We start from the raw sequence: 17,809 nt of genomic DNA, 5'->3' as shown, positions 1-17,809 counted from the left end.
TTGCTGAATTGTAAACAATGGCAAATAGTCAGTGGTCAATGGTCAATAGTAGATGGGCAACAAACCCTTACCATCGAGTTTCGAGCTTAATGCCTAACACTTTTTACTTTTTACTCTTCACTTTTCACTTCTTGTTTTCTTCTTGCGGTGGCGATGATTTAAAAAAAGTATCGTCTATTGCTGCAAACAAAGTTACCTTAACTAAAGACCGTACGTACGGCGTAGAAGTTATTTATAGCGATTCGGCCAAAGTAAAGGCAAAAGGCTACGCTCCTATTTTAGATAAAGTTACCCCATCGGCAGGTGGCGCTTACAGCGAGATGCCAAAAGGTGTAAAAATTTATTTCTTAGATGATTTGTTAAAAAACAAAGGCACTATTACTTCAGATTATGCCATTAACAAAGAAACCGAGCGAATTACTATTTTTAGAAAAAACGTGGTAGTGGTTACCGACAACATGACTTTTACTACCGAAGAGCTAACTTGGGATGAGAACAAACGCTTATACACTTCGCCGGCTGGCACAGTAACCACCAAAGATGGCAACGTTTTAAATGGCACCAGTTTTTCGGCACCGCAAGATTTTAGCACCTACAGCATTACCATGCCCTCTGGAACCGCAAATGTAGAGAACGGAAAAATACCCTAATCGAGCTCGTTTTGAAGCCGATATGTTTCTAGTTCTCCACTAAAAAAACAATTAAAATTTAATATTTTCTAATTTGGTGCAATTTTGTATCTTGCGCCCTCTTAAATTAAAATTAATATAAAAGAATAATATGGGTTTAATGACTTTTTTGCGTAATCGTGCAGGTGCTATACTGATAGGAGCAATAGGTTTCGCAATAATTGCATTTTTAATTGGAGATGTTTTCACTACTGGCCAATCTTTTCTTAATTCATCTAGAACGGTAGTAGGTACTATTGACGGCGAAGACATCAAGTACGATCAGTTTAACGCTAAAGTAGAGCAAACCTCTGCACAGTTTAAACAACAATATGGCGGTGTAATGAACGCTCAAATGCAGTCAATGGCAGTTGATCAGGCTTGGCAATCGGAAATTGCGAACATTGTTTTAGGCAAAGAATTTGACCGTGCAGGCTTAACCATCTCGGCCGATGAACTTTTTGATTTAGTGCAAGGTAAAAACCCTAGCCCTTTAATTACGCAATATTTTGGCAATCCACAAACTGGCGAGTTTGACAGAGCTGCTGTAATAACTTCTCTAAAATCTAGAGACAAAAATCCTCAATTAGCACAACAATGGTTGTTGCTAGAAGGAGAAATTGAAAAACAAGCTTTACAACAAAAATATACCAAACTAATTAGCAACTCTGTTTACGTGTCCAGCTTAGAGGCTAACGACGAGTACGTAAACCGTAACAAATTGGTAAACTTTAAATATGTAACCCTTGATTATAGCTCTATTCTTGATGCAAATGTTAAGCTAACAGATGCCGATTATAAAGAATATTACGAAGCGAACAAAAAACGTTTCGATAATCCGCAAGAAACAAGAGATATACAATACGTTTCTTTCAGCATAGAACCAACTGCTGCCGATAGTGCTTTGGTAAAAACTCAGGTAGAAAAATTAGCTGCCGATTTTAGAACTACGCCAAACGACTCGTTGTTCTCGGCAAACAACTCTGATGTAAAAATACCTTACTCTTACATTTCTAAAGGAAAATTAGATCCGGCAGTTGATTCTGTAATTTTTAACTATCCGGCAGGAAGTTTCTACGGACCTAAATTTTCTGGCAGTTCGTATAAATTAATTAAAGTGGTAGATAGCCGTTTCTCTCCAGACTCGGTAAAAGCTAGCCATATCTTAATTAACCCAGCACAAGCTAGCGGAGATGATAAGGCGCTTAAATTAGCCGATTCGTTAAAACAATTAGCACAAGGCGGAAGCAGTTTTGCCGAGCTAGCTAAAAAATATAGTGTTGATGGTTCTAAAGACCAAGGAGGTAGCTTAGGTACATTTGCTCGTGGTGCCATGGTTCCAGAGTTTGAAAATGCTGCTTTTGATGGCCGTACTGGCGACATCAAAATTGTAAAATCTCAGTTCGGTATCCACGTTATCAAAATTGAAAAACAAGTAGGTTCTTCTAAAGTGGTTAAGCTAGCTTATATAGAGAAAAACCTATCGCCTAGTCAAAAAACTAGAGATGCAGCCTACAAAAAAGCAACCGCATTTTTAACCGAAGTAAAAGCCGATAATTTTAGTGCCTTAGCTCAAAAACAAGGTTATACGGTTGGTTTAGCCGATAGAATTACAGCCACACAAGGTTATGCCCCAGGTTTAGACAATCCTCGCCAGTTAATTAGAGATGCTTACGAAGCCGATAAAGGCGATGTATTGGCACAGGTTTACACCATGGACAATGCTTACGTAATTGCTCAAGTAACGGGCATTAAACCAAAAGGACAACTTTCTTTAGAAGATGTAAAGAAACAAATTGAGCCGCAGGTATTAAACGCTAAAAAAGCTAAAATGCTAACCGAAAAATTCGATAAGGCATTAGCGGGGGCTTCAAGTATTGATGCAGTAGCGCAAAAATTAGGTAAAACAGCTACACCAGTTCAAAACATGGTATTTGCTAATCCCATTATCCCTGGTTTATCGCAAGAAAACAAAGTGGTAGGTGCAGTTTTTGGATCGCAAGTAGGTAAATTATCTAAAGCCATTACCGGCGACAGAGGTGTTTACGCATTTGTGGTGCAAGGATTTACTAATCCAGCTCCTTTAGCAAATACATTTAAACAAAAAGAATCGATGTTAATGGGCATTAGCCAACGTTCTTTAGGTAGTGCTTTCCAAGTGTTACAAGATAAGAGCGATATTAAAGACAATCGTGTGAAGTTCTATTAATAGAAATTTGCAAAAAGAAAATAGGGTATTCGTTTAGAGTACCCTATTTTTTTTGTTTAATTTTTTTCCGCAGATGCACAGCAAAACCAAGGTGCTATTCATGCTCTTACACCCTGGATGCTTTATTTGCACTAGTAAATTTGAGTTCGGTTAACGATTTGGGTAATTATATAACCTGAGTTCTGTAAGGTTGTTGAAAGAGCTAAAATAGCCATTAAAGCAGAAGCTTAAATATATTTACAGGTAGCTTTCCGTTTCACTACAGATCAGCACGATGAACGGCAAATTTCACGTCGCGGTAAATTTGGTTCAGGCTCGGTTAGATTAAACACGTAATGTAAAATTATCAGTCTGTTAAATTGTAATCGCACTTAGCTTTATAGTTTTACACTCTTAGTTTTTATTTTGATGATAGAGAATAAATTCTGTATGACGAGAGAAGCTGCTAGTCATACAGAATTTATGTTTGTAAGGTTAAATGGTTATTTTTTCGGATTTAAAAGATTGTTTATTTTAACCTCTAACTCTTGGTAATGAGCTTTAGTTGTTTCGTTGCCAATGGCGCTACGTGTTTTGGCCAAAGCCGCAATCTTCTTTAATTCTAACCTTGTTAACGGCACCATATCTGATAATGTAGCATCTCCAGGAGTGTATTTGTATCCTTCGAGCATTAAACCACCCAATCTTTCTACATAACTTCTTTGTAAGTTGCGCTTAACATCATCGGGTGCTGCTAAGGTAAATATCCCTGCTCTTAGATCGTTATACAAATCTGTTAGTGTATATGCTTTTGCGCCGTTTCTAGCTTCGTTATCTAGTAATTTGGCCAACTTAGCAGGTAAAATAATACTGTTAATGATGTTTGTTTGTGTAGATTTTATACGAGTGATTAATAGTCCATTGTCAAACTTGTCTAACAGTTCGTTACGTATTAGCCAGTTTGGAGTACTAAATAGTTGTTGGTTTAAAAATGCCACAGCTTCCTGTTGTTTTTGTTTTTGAATATGGCTAAAGGCGGTCCCGTTTTCTCCATAAGTTTTGTAGGTTTCGTTTACACCGCCAATATTGGCAACCACGTGCCCCATGTATCGAGCAAATTGGGCAATTAGTTCGTAGTAGGTTTCTCTTAATCCGCTAAAATCTTTGCCGTTTTCAAAAGTCCATTTTTGCAAATTAGGTAAAATGCGTTTTAAATTCATAATACCATACATACTGGCTTTTATAGGGTCGTCTCCCAAATCTTCGGCTTGGCTTCGTGGGTCGTGAATGCTACTTTGACTACCATAAAAATAAATAGGGTTTTTACTTCTTTCCCTTGTCCATACATCTAGTTTTTCTTTTTCTTGCTGAGCGTTTAATCCTCCTGGAAACCAAGTATAGCCCCATTTTATTGCCCATTTGTCGTAAGGTCCAATAGAAGGTAGTACGTTAGTTACTCCGTCGCCAGGTTGCGCAATGTAGTTAAAGCGGGCGTAGTCCATAATAGAAGGTGCTGTGCCGTTTTTAGCGGTAAATGTTTTCGAACGTAGCGAATCAACTGGATAGGCGGCGCTGGAGCCAAAATTATGGGGTAAGCCTAAAGTGTGGCCAACTTCGTGCGAAGAAATAATTCTAATTAATTCGCCCATTTGTTCTTCGCTAAGTTTTAGCTTGCGAGCTTCGGTATTTACAGCTCCCGTTTGTATTAAGAACCAATTTTTTAAAAGGCTCATTACATTGTGATACCAGCCAATGTGCGTTTCTAATATTTGGCCTGTTCTTGGGTCTGCTATATGGGGTCCGTAAGCATTTGCCTTGTTAGACGGGAAATACCTAATTACCGAATATCGCGAATCTTCTAAACTAAATTCGGGGTCTTGAGCTGGTGTTGGCGCTTCTTTTCCAAAAATGGCCTCTTTAAAGCCCGCCGCTTCAAAAGCCATTTGCCAGTCGTTAATGCCTTTAATTAAATACGGAACCCATTTTTTTGGCGTTGCAGGGTCAATGTAAATTGTAATGGGCTTAGTAGGCGCTACGAGCTCTCCACGCATGTAAGCTGCGGTATCTTTAGGGATTAAGTTCCATCTGCGTATGTAATTAGTTCTCTCTACTTTATGGTCGTTAAGACTATAGTCGGTTTGGCTTTGGCCAAAGTAGCCAACTCTTGGATCCATTAATCGTGGTTTCACGGGTGTTTTTGGCAGTAAGAGCATTGACGTGTTAAGTGCCACAGTAATTGAACCAATGCTATTATCTATGGGAGATTCGGCCGCTCGGTACGTTTTTACAGAGCCAACTTCTAAGTTTAGAGGGTAAGTTCTAATGCTATCTAGGTAAGACTTTGTTGCGTCTATTGCCGATGCCTTGTAAGCTTTTTTTAGATTGTCTGAAAGGCCTATCGCAGGAATATCTCCGTTGTAGAAATCACTTACATCAATGAGTACGCCGGTACTGTCTTTGTTGTATGCTTTTATGTCAAATGCGGCTAAAATGCCCGATAAGTTGCTGTTTTTTACTGATTCGTACATGTCCGAGTTCTTGTCGACGCTGATTGCGTAACTAGGGACACGGATATAGATTTGTTTTCCACGGCGCTCCCAAGTCCAAACCATTTCGTTAAGGAGCTCACCAGCATATTGTTGATTTGAAACTTTTAAACCTGCAGGAACTTTTACGAGTCGGGTAACTACCAGCATTTCTCGGTTTAAAATTGTATCGGGAATTTCGAAGAACCACTTGTCATCAACTTTGTGGGTATTGAACAAGCCTTTTTTGCTTTGCGCTTTTGCAGTAACAATTTCTGAAAAAGATTTAATTGATTCCTTTTTAGGGGCTGGCGGAACATTGGTTGCTGCAGTTGTTGTTGGTGGCGTAGTTTTTGGAGTTTGCGCATAGGTGGTGCTGGCCATTATGCTACAACAGGCAAATACGGCTAGTAGTGTTTGGTTTTTGGTGATCATTTTTTATTGATTAACTTTTGTGCATTTATTTAGCAGCAGTTGTACTGCAGGTTTTTACACTATTACGATGCAGAATCGAAAACGTACCTCAGTATCGTTAAAAAATGGGCAAAAAATAAGTGGGGTTTAAGATTTAAAAGTTTGAAACTAGAAGCGATGATGTAAGAAGTGTTTGAGCTATAAAAGTTAGCTGCTGGGGCTTTTAATAATTTTTCTAGAGATATAAATTACAGTTATTTCAAAAAGGCGAGTAAAAATATTTGAAATAATTGGGGTGAAAGTTTTCCTCTGAGAAGTGAAAGACCACGGCTCTTTTGGTTTTTAACCGTTTGTACAGATAAGCCAAGTTTTGAAGCAATTTCGTCGTTCTTTAAACCGTTTATGTAACTTAAGGTTATTATTTTACTGCATTGTTCTGGAAGTGCCTTAATTTCTTGATTAATCTGCTGTAATACTTCGGCTCTAATAATTTGCTGTATACATTCGGGTTCTTGGTCGCCAATTTGATTCGCGAAATTCAGTTGTCTTTCTTGGGCGTGGCCATTTTTTCTCAAGGCGTCTATGCAGCTTCGTTTAGTTGTAATGTATAAAAACGAACGTAAGTGGTTAATGCTCGTTATTTGTATTTCTCCTTTCCAAAGTTTCTCAAATACTCCGGCAACAATGTCTTCGGCTTCTTGTTTATTAAATACAAACTTGTTAGCGAAATAGCATAGCGCAGTGTAATATTGTTTAAAAACTTGGCTAAACGCCCGCTGGTCATTTTCTTTTAATAGGCTAATAAACTGTTGCTCGGAAGGTGTTCCATACACTGCCATTGTCATCTGTTAGTTAACGTTTTTTTATTACAACATGATTTTTCGTTTTACTCTTAAATGTACTAAAAACTAGTGGTAAACTGTTTATAAAATAAAAAATGGAGCAATAGCTCAGAAACAAAAAATCCCACCTTTAAATTAAAGGTGGAAAATGCGCAAAAGCTTCGGCTTTTGCGCTACTGGTGAAACTAATTAATTATTAACCAATTTTTTATGATGTTTTTTGATCTGCATTGGTTTGTTTTTTGAAAGCATAATTTTTTAATCTCATTTTATATTTTTTAAAAGGTATAGCTATAAACGAGTTCGGTAGTTACGGTTGGGCTTACGTATAAAGCATCTACTGGCCGTCCTTTTCCTGTTAGTGTTACACTTGGTTCGGTATTTAAATTGCCAGTAGTTTTATTAAACAATCGTACTTTGTAGTTTTGGCCAGATTGGGTTCCAATCATCACATAATTATAAGCGTCGGCACCTGTAAGTTTGCGATGTCTAATAAATGTGATTTCCTCGTCGTTAGGAACAGTATACTGCAATTGTTCGGTATTGCTATTTAAGTTGTAGGAGTAAATTTCTTTCCCTGAAGAAAAATACAGTAAATTTTCATCGCCAAAGAGTAGGCCATAATGAGTTGCATTAAACAATTTGCTTGCGGTACTAATGGTAACGCCAGCATTAAGTGTAAGTCCATTTGGTCCGGCACTGCCTACTTGGTACATAGTTTTAATAGTAGGGTTTGTTTTGTCTTGGAAAATAACATAGCCACCGGGTGCACCTCCGCCAGACGACCCGTAAACTTTATTTCCCATGTATATTAGTTTTTTATTTGTAGCTGCAGCGGAGGCAGGAGTTACAGGGTTATTGTCGAGGCGGGCTGTATTTATAGTAACGGCACCTAGGTATAAACTGCGGTCGGTTCCTGCGTAAAATGCGCTGCTCATTTCATCGAAAAAGTATGCCGTTCCTGCTGAAGGAATAATTTGATGTTTAGATAAGTGATACGGATTGTCGTTGCTGGTGAGTAGTTTCCTCCCTCCAAATATACCTTCGCTGTAGCCTTGTCCTACCATGCTGTACAATTGCCCATTGTTAATCAAAAAATACTTCAAAAAGTCGGTGGTAACTACGTCCATTTTACGAGGGGTTGGTGCAGCTTGAAATATGTTGTCGAAGTTTCGATAGACTTGTAAATTGCTCAAGTCCATCATTGAAACATCTTTTTCGGAAACTAGACTTAGCGATCTGGTGCTAACATAGGAGCCATTAACCATCGATTTGAAATTCACGAAAAAAGAAAGCATAATCGCTTTGCCTTCTAGTTTTTTGCCTTGCATTAAGCTATACACATTTTCTATTTTGGTATTGTTGCTAGGCATTGAGCTGGTTGCTGGAGTGGCAAAAAAATCCATGTCTGTTTGCGATCCATCGTCTTTAGGGATATACCAACCACGAGTATAAATGGTGCCTACCCTAACCGTTGATTTAAAGTATTGTGAATAGCCAGTTCTTGAGTTAGTTACTCGCAACATTAAATACCAATCTTTAGCCGAACGATTTACTTTATATTCTAGTTTTTTGGTTCTGGCAAGGGTGTCCATCACTGGATTTGTACCTTGGGTATTGGTTTCATAAATGCCCCAAACACATTTTAGGTCTCCAGTTTTGTTAGAAGATATGGTAGGGTCAATTGTGAGCACGTCATTTCCAGAAGTTACCTGATATAGTGCTTCTAGACCAGTAGCAGTTATTTTTTCATTTTCGCTGTACTGATATACTGGCTTGTATTTTTCGCAAGCGCTAAAAATGAAAAGGAATAACACAAAAAATATATTTGCAACTTGTCTGTTTATATTAAATATTTTCATGACTTTGTTTTTTAAGGGAAAACGATAGCTTTATTGGTTACCTCATCTATGATGGGGTTGGTGGGGTTTGCAGCATTGTAAGTAGCAAGGCTACTTTTAACTACGCTCATCCAATACTGAACGGGCTCTGTAAAAGCACCATTAAGATAATTCATAAATTCTTGATCCCATTTTTGGCCAGTAGCACTGATCATGAAACGATGTTTTGCTTCGCTGTAAGCTCCATAAAATTGCGATTGGTTAGATCCAGACCAAGCAGCGGGCTTAATCAGTTTGTCGCTAAACACCACTTTTCTCCATAAAAGTCCTGGTTGTCCAAGGGCAAGGTCTTTATTGTCAATAAGTTTAAATTTTAATGTTACTGCGGTTGTTTTTAAACTTACATCTCTAAATAATACAATTGGTACTTTATGGTGAGTGGCGCCAGCCTTTATTACGTAATGCTTAGAAATTTCGGGATTATCAAGCGCCTTGTAGTGCACACCAGGTAAAGCGTTAGTTGTCCCATAAACTTGCTCTTGTTTTAATACAAAACTTCTGTTTACTTTACTCGGTGCACCCATTGTGTACAAGTCAAAGTAAATTGTATCTACCAAAATATCAGTAGCTAGGTAAGCAAACGATTGGTTTTTTAATGTATCACCATAAATTTGGGATGATGAATAATAAACAGTTGGATCTGGACCAAACTGGGCTCTAGCTATATCGGTGTATAACAACGGCTCGTTTTGTTTACAAGCTACGGCAATGGTACAGCCTAAAGCAAGAAAAATGTAATACAGTCTTTTCATTTTGTTTTAGCTATTTAGTGTAATCTTGTTAGTTTATAGTTGTTTCTGATTTTGGTAATGGCGGTGTATAGTTTACATCTATGCCACCCGAAAGGAAAGTAACTTGCGCTGGTGAAGCATTCACTCGCTTGTACGCGTAAAATGCTTGTCCTTCGCCAAAAAACTCTTTTCTATATTCTTTTATCACTAAATCTCGTTTTTGAGTAGCATCAGTTGGTAGGTTTGTTTGTACCAAGTTTCTTGCTGTTTGATAGGCGGTCCACAAATTTTGTGCATCTGTATCAGGTCCTGTTTCGATGGCTATTAAGTACATTTCAGCGAGGCGTAGCATAGGAATTTGCTTGGTGTCTTGCAGTAAGTCTGCGGCGCTTTTTGTAAAGTCGTATTTTTTGAAAATATATCTGGAAACTGATGACTGAATATCCACTACCCATAGGTTGTTTTCTCTGATATCGGTGCCTGTATTTCCGTACAATTGGCTTTTAACCACTGTAGCATCGGTACCTTTGTACAACATTGGAGAGCTAAATTTGGTGTTGATATTATGATCGTACAAACCAAAAATTTGTTCAGAAGTAAGCACAAAGTTATTTGCGGCAAAGTCTGCCGAGGTGCCTAGTTTAAATTTTGCACTGGCATCTGGATTTTTAGCATTTATTACCAATATTGCTTGTTCATAAGCTTTTTGTGGCTCGTTAAACCAAAGATGGGCTCTTGCTTTTAAAGCGGTATTGGCGTAATAATTCATACGCAAGTAACGATGGTTCACGAATTGATCATTTGCACGGTAAGTTCCATTTTTAAAATCGGTTATACTGTTGTTTAAAAAAGGGTCTGATTTGCCTAGCAGTTGTTGGGCTTCTTCTAAATCTTTAAATAGTGAGGTTTTAAATTCGATGAAACTAGGCGCTGCTGTTTGCTTTTTAGAAAATGTACTAACGTAAGGAGGCAAGCGATTGGCGCTGGCAGCTAATGTTGGCACTGGTCCAAATAAGCGAAGCATATCAAAATGAAGTAAACCTCGTAAAGCCAAACATTCGCCCTTAATAAGTTCGTACATGCCGGGGCTAAAAACATGACGTTTGTTTTCAACTTGATCAAGTATGGTGTTGATACCAGCAATAGTTTTATACTGTTTGTTAAAGATATTTTGAAGTGAATTTTCTGCCCCAGCATCGGTATAGTTAAAGCGATTAAGATGCGCAGCTGCCGAGTTTACCGTAACCGACCAGCTAGAAACAAGATGCTCAATGCTAGTCATTGTTAGTTCTTTGCCATAAGAACTGTCTTCACCTATTTGGATGTAAATGCCTATTAAGGCGTCCTTAAAGCCTTCTTCGGTAGCAAACAGTTCGTCGCGAGCAACATCTGTTTTAGGATTTACGGTTAGAAAATCTTTACAAGAACTACTCAACGTGAGTAACATTATGCCGATGATTATTTTATTAAGACTTTTCATCTGTTTATATTTTTATAGTAAATAAGCCATCATGATTTTTAGCTATTATTTTCTTGTTTCGAAAAATCATGATTGTTCCATTGTGTGCGACCTAAAAAGTAACGTTAACACCGAAAGACAGCTGCCGAGAGAACGGATAAATAATGCCTCGCTCTTGTTTAACCGAGGAAATTCGGAAGGGTTGGTCGGCATTTACCGTTAGCTGAACTTGCTGTATCTTCAGTTTTTGTTTAAAGCTCGCAGAAAGTATTTCGTATTGTAAATAGATGTTTTGGCAAATTAAGGTGTTTTCATCCTCTACAAAACGAGATGTTTTGAAAGTGGTTGCCGTAATGTCTTTGCTTTTAAACTGTACTAAGTCGCCAGGTTTTGTCCAGCGGTTTTCGTACACACGTCTATCTACATTGTATTTGTAATCAACATTCTCTACTTTGTTAATTGAAGTTTGATTATAAATTTGCCCACCAAGGCGATAGCCAAACGAGGTGTTTAAAGTAAAACCTTTGTATCTTACTAAAAAACTAAAGTTGCCAATGTAATTGGGGTCGGTGTTTCCCATAGCTCTTAAGTTGTTGCCGCTCCACTCGTAAGTAGGTTGCCCATTTAAGTCTAGGTATACTTCTTTACCATTACTAGGATCTATACCTAACGATGGAACAACCCAAATGGTGTTGGTAGAATAACCTTCAACAAACAAAGATGAAGGGGTTGTTTGTTGGGCCATTTGCCTGCTTTTCTGAGCGTCTTTCATTGCCTGCGAAATAGAAATTATGGTGTTTTTGTTTTGCGCAACCCCAGCTGTTACGCTGGCATACCATTTTCTGCGCCCTTGGTCAATAAGTACTCCGGTTGCGCGAACTTCGAACCCTTTGTTTTTCATTCTGCCTATGTTTTCTACGTAATTGGTAAAACCTGTAGAGGCAGGGATGGAAATAGAGGAAACAATGTCACGAGTAGTAGAAGTATAATAATCTGCGGTTAATTTTAAACGATTATTAAAAAATTCAGCATCAATACCAACATCGTAATTTAATGTTTGTTGCCATTTTAAATCTTCGTTGCCCATGGCTAGCAAGTAGGCTCCAAAAAGATTAAAGTAGCGCTTATCTGTGTAATAACGATAGGTAGAGAGCGCCTGGTACGCAGAAAAATTTTGAGAACCCGTAACCCCTGTAGAGCCACGTAATTTTAACCGATTTATAACTTTGCTATTTTTCAGGAAGTCTTCGTTATGTAAATTCCAGCCCAAACCCCAAGACCAAAATGGAGCTATTCTTTTTTTAGTGCCAAATTGAGACGAGCCATCCATACGAATAGATACGTCAGTAAAGTAACGGTCGTTGTAAATATAATTCACGTTGGCTGTTAAGCCTAATGCATTTATTCTGCTTTCAGATCCTGTAGGCTTTTGTCCTTGGGCATATTGAAGTGCCATAGAAATAAAGTCGAACTTCGGGTTGCTAAATCCTTCAGCCAAAAACCCATACATAGAGCTTTCTCTATGCCTAATGTTAAAATCAACTCCAGAATAAAGGAGGTGTTTATCTTTAAAGCGTTTAGAATATTGGATGTTTAAAGCTCCATCGTAATTAAACCCATTTGTAATGTTGTATTGATAATCTCCTTTACGGAAAATATCGTTGGTAGAATAGTTGGCGAATGCTGTATGGTCTGCAGGGCGGTAGGCATCTTGTTGCACCGTTGTTTTTCCAAGGCCTAGCTGAGCTCGTAAAATAAAGCCTTGGAATATAGTCCATTCTACTGAAGTGTTGTTAATTACTTCAGAGTTTTTAGTTTTATTAAAGCCGTTTAATGTAGCATTATACAACGGATTAGTAGGTAATGGATACCATCGGCCGGTGTAATAGTTTTCTCCTGGGTCTCCCAAAGCTTTTAGTACGTTACCTTCAGTGTCGTAAGCTCGCCAGTAAGGGTTCATTTTAGCGTAATCACCAAAGCTGCCATACTGCGATTCAGAAAATCTTCCTTCACTAAAAATTGTTTGATTGTTAAGCCTAATGTTTTTTAATTGGTAAGCTAAATTAATTGTGCCGTTAAATGTATTGCGTCCAGAACCCTTCATTACACCAGCGATATTGTTAATTTGCGCAGAGGCACTGTATCTAAATGATGGCACACCTCCGGAAAAGCTTAGGTTGTGACGTTGACCCACCCCAACGCGTAGCGGGGCAGCTAACCAGTCTGTATTAACTCCCTCGTTTATTTCGCTTAATAAATAGTTGTAGTATTTTTTTAAGTTGATGTCTTGCTCAATTGTCGAATTGTTATACAATCCAACGCTTTTTTCTAGGTCAAGTTTTTCGCGAGCATTGAGTAGGTTGTAATCACTTAGGTCGGCTATTTCAAAATTGGTATCGTTGCGGTAGCCAATACGCAGAGCACCTTGCATAGGTAATTTGGTGGTAATTACAATTACTCCATTTGCACCTCTAGAGCCATAAATAGCCGTAGCAGAGGCATCTTTAAGAATAGTTAAAGATTCTACTTCGTTTACGTTAATGTCTAACAAACGTTGTAAGGTAGACTGAAAACCATCTAAAATAACTAGGGGAGTATTTAAGCCAACCAAGTTGTCAAGGTTATCAATGTTTGGTAAGCTAGAATTTCCTCTAATTTGGATGTCAGGAAGACGATTGGGATCAGATCCCATGTTATTGCTTTCAATGATGTTAAATGCAGGGTCTATATTTCGTAAAGAAATGAGTAAATTTCTGTTTCCAAACTCTTGCAGTTGTTTGGCGCTAACGGTGAGCGAAGATCCCGTAAAACTTTTGTCTACTTTTTTAAAAATACCGGTTGTAATTTCTACTTCCTCTATTTTGTTTTCGGCTATTTCTAGGCTAATGTTAAACGGGCCTTTGTTGTTTTTTAGGTCAATTTCTACAGTTTTGTAGCCTATGTACGAGATTAATAGAGTTGATTTGTCATCGACATTGTTTAGCGCAAACTCGCCCTTTGCATTAGTAACCGTTTGTACAGTGGTAGTACCGCGTAATCTAATAGATGCCCCTTCTAACGGATTGCCTTTTTCGTCGACAACTTTACCCTTAATGTCGATTTTAGCAATGTAAATGAGAGCCTTCTCTGCGGAAATTTTCTTTTTAATGGTAACAGATCTGTCTTTAATTTCGAAAGTTAAGTTTTGTCCCTCTAAACATTCTAACAATGATGTTTCGATAGTAGCATTTTTTATTTCGATGTTTATTCGGTGGCTTTGCTTTAATAGTTCGGCATCAAATATAAAATCGTAGCCAGTTTGGTGTCTTATTTTCATGAAAGCATCCTCTAGTGAGAGGTTTTTTTCTTTTAATGTAACTGTTTGTGCAAAGCCCGATGCATATATGTTTGCCAAGCAGCTAGTCATAATAATTATGATCATGTTAACTCTCATAAGGATCTTTTTTTTATCGAGACCTTTAAATAATGAAGGTGCCAACTTTATAATTAAGAAGAGTTTTGGCGGTAACCAATTGGATGGTTTACCTTGGTTAAAACCGTTTAATTTCATACTTTTGATTAGTTTGAGTTAAGTTCTAAATAGTTCGTACAATTATTTATCTCTGGCCTAACAGCCAGAAAAATGAGGCTCAAACTTTTGCCGGAAAGTGCTGCAACACTGTCCGGCTTTTTGTTGAAATACCCCCTCGTTTTATATTAGCTTGGTTTTTGTAAAATTTGTTTCATGAGTTGCTTGGTTTAGTGGTTGATTGTTGTTTATTTGTAGGTTACAATTACTTTTCTGTCTTCAACTTCAAAGCGAACTTTTTCTGTTGTTTCTATAAAGCGCAGTGCTGCCAATAACGTTTTTTGTCTGGATAGTAGGCCTCCTAATATTACTGGCTTCTGTGGTTTGTTGCTGTAAACAATCTCTACATCGTACCATCTCGACAGCTTGCGCATAATGTTTTCTAATTTTTCTTCTTTTAAAATGAAGTCGCCATTTTTCCAATCTATTGCATTTTCAGCGCTCGGAGCCTTTTTAATTAGTAAGCTGGCATTACTTACTATAGCTTCTTGGTTAGGAGCAAGTTGCTTTCTCTGTCTTGATTTTAAATTTAAAACATCAATTCTTCCCTCTAGTAAGGTCGTAATGCTTACATCTTCATCAGCGTAGGCGTTAATATTGAAGTGAGTTCCCAACACCTTAACTTCCTGCATTTTGGTAATTACAACAAAGGGCTGATTATCGTCTTTGGCCACTTCAAAATATGCCTCGCCACTAAGCGTTACTTTTCGGGTTGGCTCGTTATCAAAGTTAGACGGAAACTGAAGTGACGATTGAGAGTTTAACCACGCCTTTGTGCCATCGGGAAGGGTAAAGGCATACATGCCGCCTCTGGGTGTACTTGCGGTAAGCATACTAATATTGGTAGGCGCAGGCATTACTTTACTTAACGGACTTCCGTCGTCGTACACCATACCAGAATTATTAATTATTACACCTTTCTTTAATTCGCTTAATTTTATTGTTTTGCCATTGTTTAGGGTTAAAATAGCCGTATTTTTTCCAGGAGCAATATCTGTTTGTAGGGCTGTTGTTTGACTATGGCTTGCTGTTTTTTCGCCGTTGTAAAGGTATAAGGCCACACTAAAAACAATAGCAACAACAGCCGCGGCTGTTATACGAATAATAAATGAATTGTTTTTAAACTTTAAGTACGAACGCTTACGTTGCTTTTGTAAGAAACTGTTTAACGCAGTTTCTTCGGTTGTAAATTGAGCCATTTCTTGTAGCTCACCAACCCGATAGTTTGGGTCATGCAATTCGTCAAACAACGTTTGGTTGTCCTTATGCATATTTAACCATTGGTTAAGCGTTTGTTGTTCCTCAGCGCTTAGCTCAGTATTTATGCTTTTGTTAATTAACAAAATTATTTGTTGTAGTTGATCTTCGTTGATGCCCATTTTTTTGCTTTAACAATATTAATACGATGCGGTTGTAAAAAAGTACCGAAAAAAATTAAGTATTATTTATGTATTTTTACAGTTTGATTAGTGAGCCATGGATATTCAAGAAAACATAGTAAATAAGGTTGCCGCTAGTGGGCTAATCACCTTTAATCTAGAAGACCATCTAGAAAAGCGGGAAAGAGTTTTGTACGATATAAAAGACAATCTTTTTCACGGATTAATTTTAAAGGAACAAGACTTTAGGGCATTTGTAAAAGAGCACGACTGGCAACAATATCAAGGAAAAAACATTGCCATTACCTGTACTGCAGATGCAATTGTACCTACTTGGGCCTATATGCTGTTAGCTAATAAAATGAAACCTTATGCCAACGAAATTGTATTTGGAGATTTAGATTTGTTAGATACAATGCTATTTTCGAAAGCATTAGCTAAAATTAACTTAGCAGAATATGCAGGCCAAAGGGTGGTAATTAAAGGCTGTTCAAACCCTCAAATTCCTGTTTCTGCATACGTAACTATTACCGCGCTACTTACACCTGTAGTAAAAAGTATAATGTATGGCGAACCCTGCTCTACAGTTCCCATTTATAAAAGAAAAGATTAAGAATGGTAGCGCGTTGCCCCTATACTAAATTTTTGGTTTACTTTTTGTTTTAATGCAGACATGAGAAAATTAGCGTTAATGTTTGCATTAATTGCAACGAGCAAATTAGTAGTTGCGCAAGAGCTCCCCTTAAAAAAAGAAAATGCGTTTAAAGAGGGCGAAAGCCTAACCTATAAGCTTAAATATGGCTTTATTACCGCAGCAGAAGCCACTATAAAAGTAGAGCCTTCTGACTTGAAATTTGATGGCAAACCAACGTATAAATTAGTGGTCGATGCTCGTACATCGGGCACTTTCGACGTTTTTTATAAAGTTAGGGATCATTATGATTCTTATATCGACAAAACAGAGCTAACACCTTATTTTTACCAGGAAGATATTAGAGAAGCAAAATATCGCAGAAAAGATAAAGCTCGTTTTTATCAGGATAATAAAAAAGTTGTTGCCAACAACGGAACTTATACCACGCCAACTACACAAACTTTTGATTTGGTTTCGGCCTATTATTTTGCACGGAGCCTCGATATTACCAAACTTAAAATTAACGAGACTTTTAAGCTCAATTATTTCTTAGGAGACGAAATCTCTGCCTTAGAAATTCAATATGTAGGCAAAGAAACTATCAAAACAAAGCTAGGCACCATCAACTGTCTTAAATTTAGTCCTTCTATTAAACCAGGACGTATTTTTAAAAAGGACAGCAAGTTGTACCTTTGGATTACCGACGACGGCAATAGAGTGCCGGTAAAGGCGGAGGTAGAAATATTGGTAGGTTCGGTAACATTAGAAATAAAATCTGCCCAAGGGCTAAAATACCCTATTGGGAAGTAAAATGGTTAATTGTGCAATTAAACAGTTAACCGATTAAACAATTAACCAAAAATGATAGAAGTTCAAAGTACCTTATTGCATGAAGATCTAATTAACGAAGATTTTGTATGTAATTTAAGCAAGTGTAAGGGGATTTGTTGTATAGAGGGCGATGCAGGTGCTCCTCTCGAACAATCGGAAAAAGCAATTTTAGAAGAGATATATCCCAAAATAAAACATTTGTTAGCGCCTAAAGGCGTTGCTGCAATTGAAGAGTACGGAACTTCTGTGGTAGATGCAGATGGCGACTTAACCACTCCTTGTGTAGATGGGAATAAAGAGTGCGCTTACGTAACTTTTGAAAATGGCATCACCAAATGTGCTATCGAAAAAGCTTACGAAGAAGGGATTGTAGATTGGAAGAAACCCATCTCTTGCCATTTATACCCAATTAGAATTACCCAATACCCAGAATTTGACGTGCTAAACTATGATAGATGGCATATCTGCAAAGACGCTTGTTCTTTTGGAAGAGAGCTTAAAGTTCCGGTCTATCAATTTTTAAAAGATCCGCTAATTAGAAAGTACGGAGCGGCATGGTACAGCGAGCTCGAAGAAAGCGTTCGAGCTAATTCTTAACAAAATAGTTTGTATTTGCGATTAAAGCCTTTGTTAATAAAGGCTTTATTTTACATTTGTATCTATTAATCA

At 37.7% G+C, this 17,809-nt stretch carries 12 protein-coding genes; 5 read left to right on the top strand and 7 right to left on the bottom strand.

The window, feature by feature from the left end; all coding sequences use genetic code 11:
• The first annotated feature begins 17 nt into the window (after window positions 1–17).
• Window positions 18–650 (top strand): hypothetical protein, encoded by a 633-nt coding sequence (locus B3I52_RS10700; RefSeq protein WP_293301116.1) that lies wholly within the window; start codon window positions 18–20, stop codon window positions 648–650.
• A 130-nt stretch (window positions 651–780) separates the two neighbouring features.
• Complete coding sequence (locus B3I52_RS10695; RefSeq protein ID WP_293301114.1) at window positions 781–2,877, top strand: peptidylprolyl isomerase; 2,097 nt, start codon at window positions 781–783, stop codon at window positions 2,875–2,877.
• A gap of 482 nt (window positions 2,878–3,359) precedes the next feature.
• On the opposite strand, the gene B3I52_RS10690 is transcribed toward B3I52_RS10695, so the two are convergent.
• The 7 genes from B3I52_RS10690 to B3I52_RS10660 all read right to left on the bottom strand — a co-directional run bounded on the left by B3I52_RS10690 (window position 3,360) and on the right by B3I52_RS10660 (window position 15,675).
• Complete coding sequence (locus tag B3I52_RS10690) at window positions 3,360–5,816, bottom strand: zinc-dependent metalloprotease (RefSeq protein WP_293301112.1); 2,457 nt, start codon at window positions 5,814–5,816, stop codon at window positions 3,360–3,362.
• A gap of 233 nt (window positions 5,817–6,049) precedes the next feature.
• Window positions 6,050–6,640, bottom strand: a complete 591-nt coding sequence (locus B3I52_RS10685; protein ID WP_293301111.1) for an RNA polymerase sigma factor — start codon at window positions 6,638–6,640, stop codon at window positions 6,050–6,052.
• A gap of 275 nt (window positions 6,641–6,915) precedes the next feature.
• Window positions 6,916–8,499: a PKD-like family lipoprotein gene (locus tag B3I52_RS10680; protein ID WP_293301109.1), complete on the bottom strand. Its 1,584-nt coding sequence runs from the start codon at window positions 8,497–8,499 to the stop codon at window positions 6,916–6,918.
• Window positions 8,500–8,510: 11 nt separating this feature from the next.
• Entirely contained in the window at window positions 8,511–9,290 is a 780-nt protein-coding gene (locus B3I52_RS10675; RefSeq protein ID WP_293301107.1) for a DUF4843 domain-containing protein, read from the bottom strand.
• Window positions 9,291–9,318: 28 nt separating this feature from the next.
• A complete protein-coding gene (locus B3I52_RS10670) occupies window positions 9,319–10,749 on the bottom strand; it encodes a RagB/SusD family nutrient uptake outer membrane protein (RefSeq protein ID WP_293301106.1) in 1,431 nt (476 codons plus the stop codon).
• Window positions 10,750–10,840: 91 nt separating this feature from the next.
• Window positions 10,841–14,149, bottom strand: a complete 3,309-nt coding sequence (locus tag B3I52_RS10665) for a SusC/RagA family TonB-linked outer membrane protein (RefSeq protein WP_293301105.1) — start codon at window positions 14,147–14,149, stop codon at window positions 10,841–10,843.
• Between the two features lie 335 nt (window positions 14,150–14,484).
• Complete coding sequence (locus tag B3I52_RS10660) at window positions 14,485–15,675, bottom strand: FecR family protein (RefSeq protein ID WP_293301103.1); 1,191 nt, start codon at window positions 15,673–15,675, stop codon at window positions 14,485–14,487.
• A 97-nt stretch (window positions 15,676–15,772) separates the two neighbouring features.
• On the opposite strand from B3I52_RS10660, the gene B3I52_RS10655 reads away from it, so the two are divergent.
• From B3I52_RS10655 to B3I52_RS10645, 3 genes are read left to right on the top strand one after another with little or no spacing between them, the layout of a single operon-like run.
• Complete coding sequence (locus B3I52_RS10655) at window positions 15,773–16,288, top strand: DUF2480 family protein (RefSeq protein WP_293301101.1); 516 nt, start codon at window positions 15,773–15,775, stop codon at window positions 16,286–16,288.
• 60 nt (window positions 16,289–16,348) lie between these two features.
• Entirely contained in the window at window positions 16,349–17,119 is a 771-nt protein-coding gene (locus tag B3I52_RS10650) for a DUF3108 domain-containing protein (protein WP_293301099.1), read from the top strand.
• A gap of 51 nt (window positions 17,120–17,170) precedes the next feature.
• A complete protein-coding gene (locus tag B3I52_RS10645; RefSeq protein WP_293301098.1) occupies window positions 17,171–17,737 on the top strand; it encodes a DUF3109 family protein in 567 nt (188 codons plus the stop codon).
• The last annotated feature ends 72 nt before the right edge of the window (window positions 17,738–17,809 follow it).

The sequence above is a fragment of the Pedobacter sp. UBA4863 genome (genome assembly GCF_002399615.1).
In the GTDB taxonomy this organism is placed as follows: Bacteria; Bacteroidota; Bacteroidia; order Sphingobacteriales; family Sphingobacteriaceae; genus Pedobacter.
This window is presented reverse-complemented; position numbering and strand designations above follow the sequence as displayed.

What these genes read in the sequence shown, in the direction of transcription:
- B3I52_RS10660 (WP_293301103.1), bottom strand. Translation starts at nt 15,675, where the DNA reads ATGGGCATCAACGAAGATCAACTACAACAAATAATTTTGTTAATTAAC.
- B3I52_RS10695 (WP_293301114.1), top strand. Translation starts at nt 781, where the DNA reads ATGGGTTTAATGACTTTTTTGCGTAATCGTGCAGGTGCTATACTGATA.
- B3I52_RS10645 (WP_293301098.1), top strand. Translation starts at nt 17,171, where the DNA reads ATGATAGAAGTTCAAAGTACCTTATTGCATGAAGATCTAATTAACGAA.
- B3I52_RS10675 (WP_293301107.1), bottom strand. Translation starts at nt 9,290, where the DNA reads ATGAAAAGACTGTATTACATTTTTCTTGCTTTAGGCTGTACCATTGCC.
- B3I52_RS10690 (WP_293301112.1), bottom strand. Translation starts at nt 5,816, where the DNA reads ATGATCACCAAAAACCAAACACTACTAGCCGTATTTGCCTGTTGTAGC.
- B3I52_RS10665 (WP_293301105.1), bottom strand. Translation starts at nt 14,149, where the DNA reads ATGATCATAATTATTATGACTAGCTGCTTGGCAAACATATATGCATCG.
- B3I52_RS10685 (WP_293301111.1), bottom strand. Translation starts at nt 6,640, where the DNA reads ATGACAATGGCAGTGTATGGAACACCTTCCGAGCAACAGTTTATTAGC.
- B3I52_RS10650 (WP_293301099.1), top strand. Translation starts at nt 16,349, where the DNA reads ATGAGAAAATTAGCGTTAATGTTTGCATTAATTGCAACGAGCAAATTA.
- B3I52_RS10655 (WP_293301101.1), top strand. Translation starts at nt 15,773, where the DNA reads ATGGATATTCAAGAAAACATAGTAAATAAGGTTGCCGCTAGTGGGCTA.
- B3I52_RS10680 (WP_293301109.1), bottom strand. Translation starts at nt 8,499, where the DNA reads ATGAAAATATTTAATATAAACAGACAAGTTGCAAATATATTTTTTGTG.
- B3I52_RS10700 (WP_293301116.1), top strand. Translation starts at nt 18, where the DNA reads ATGGCAAATAGTCAGTGGTCAATGGTCAATAGTAGATGGGCAACAAAC.
- B3I52_RS10670 (WP_293301106.1), bottom strand. Translation starts at nt 10,749, where the DNA reads ATGAAAAGTCTTAATAAAATAATCATCGGCATAATGTTACTCACGTTG.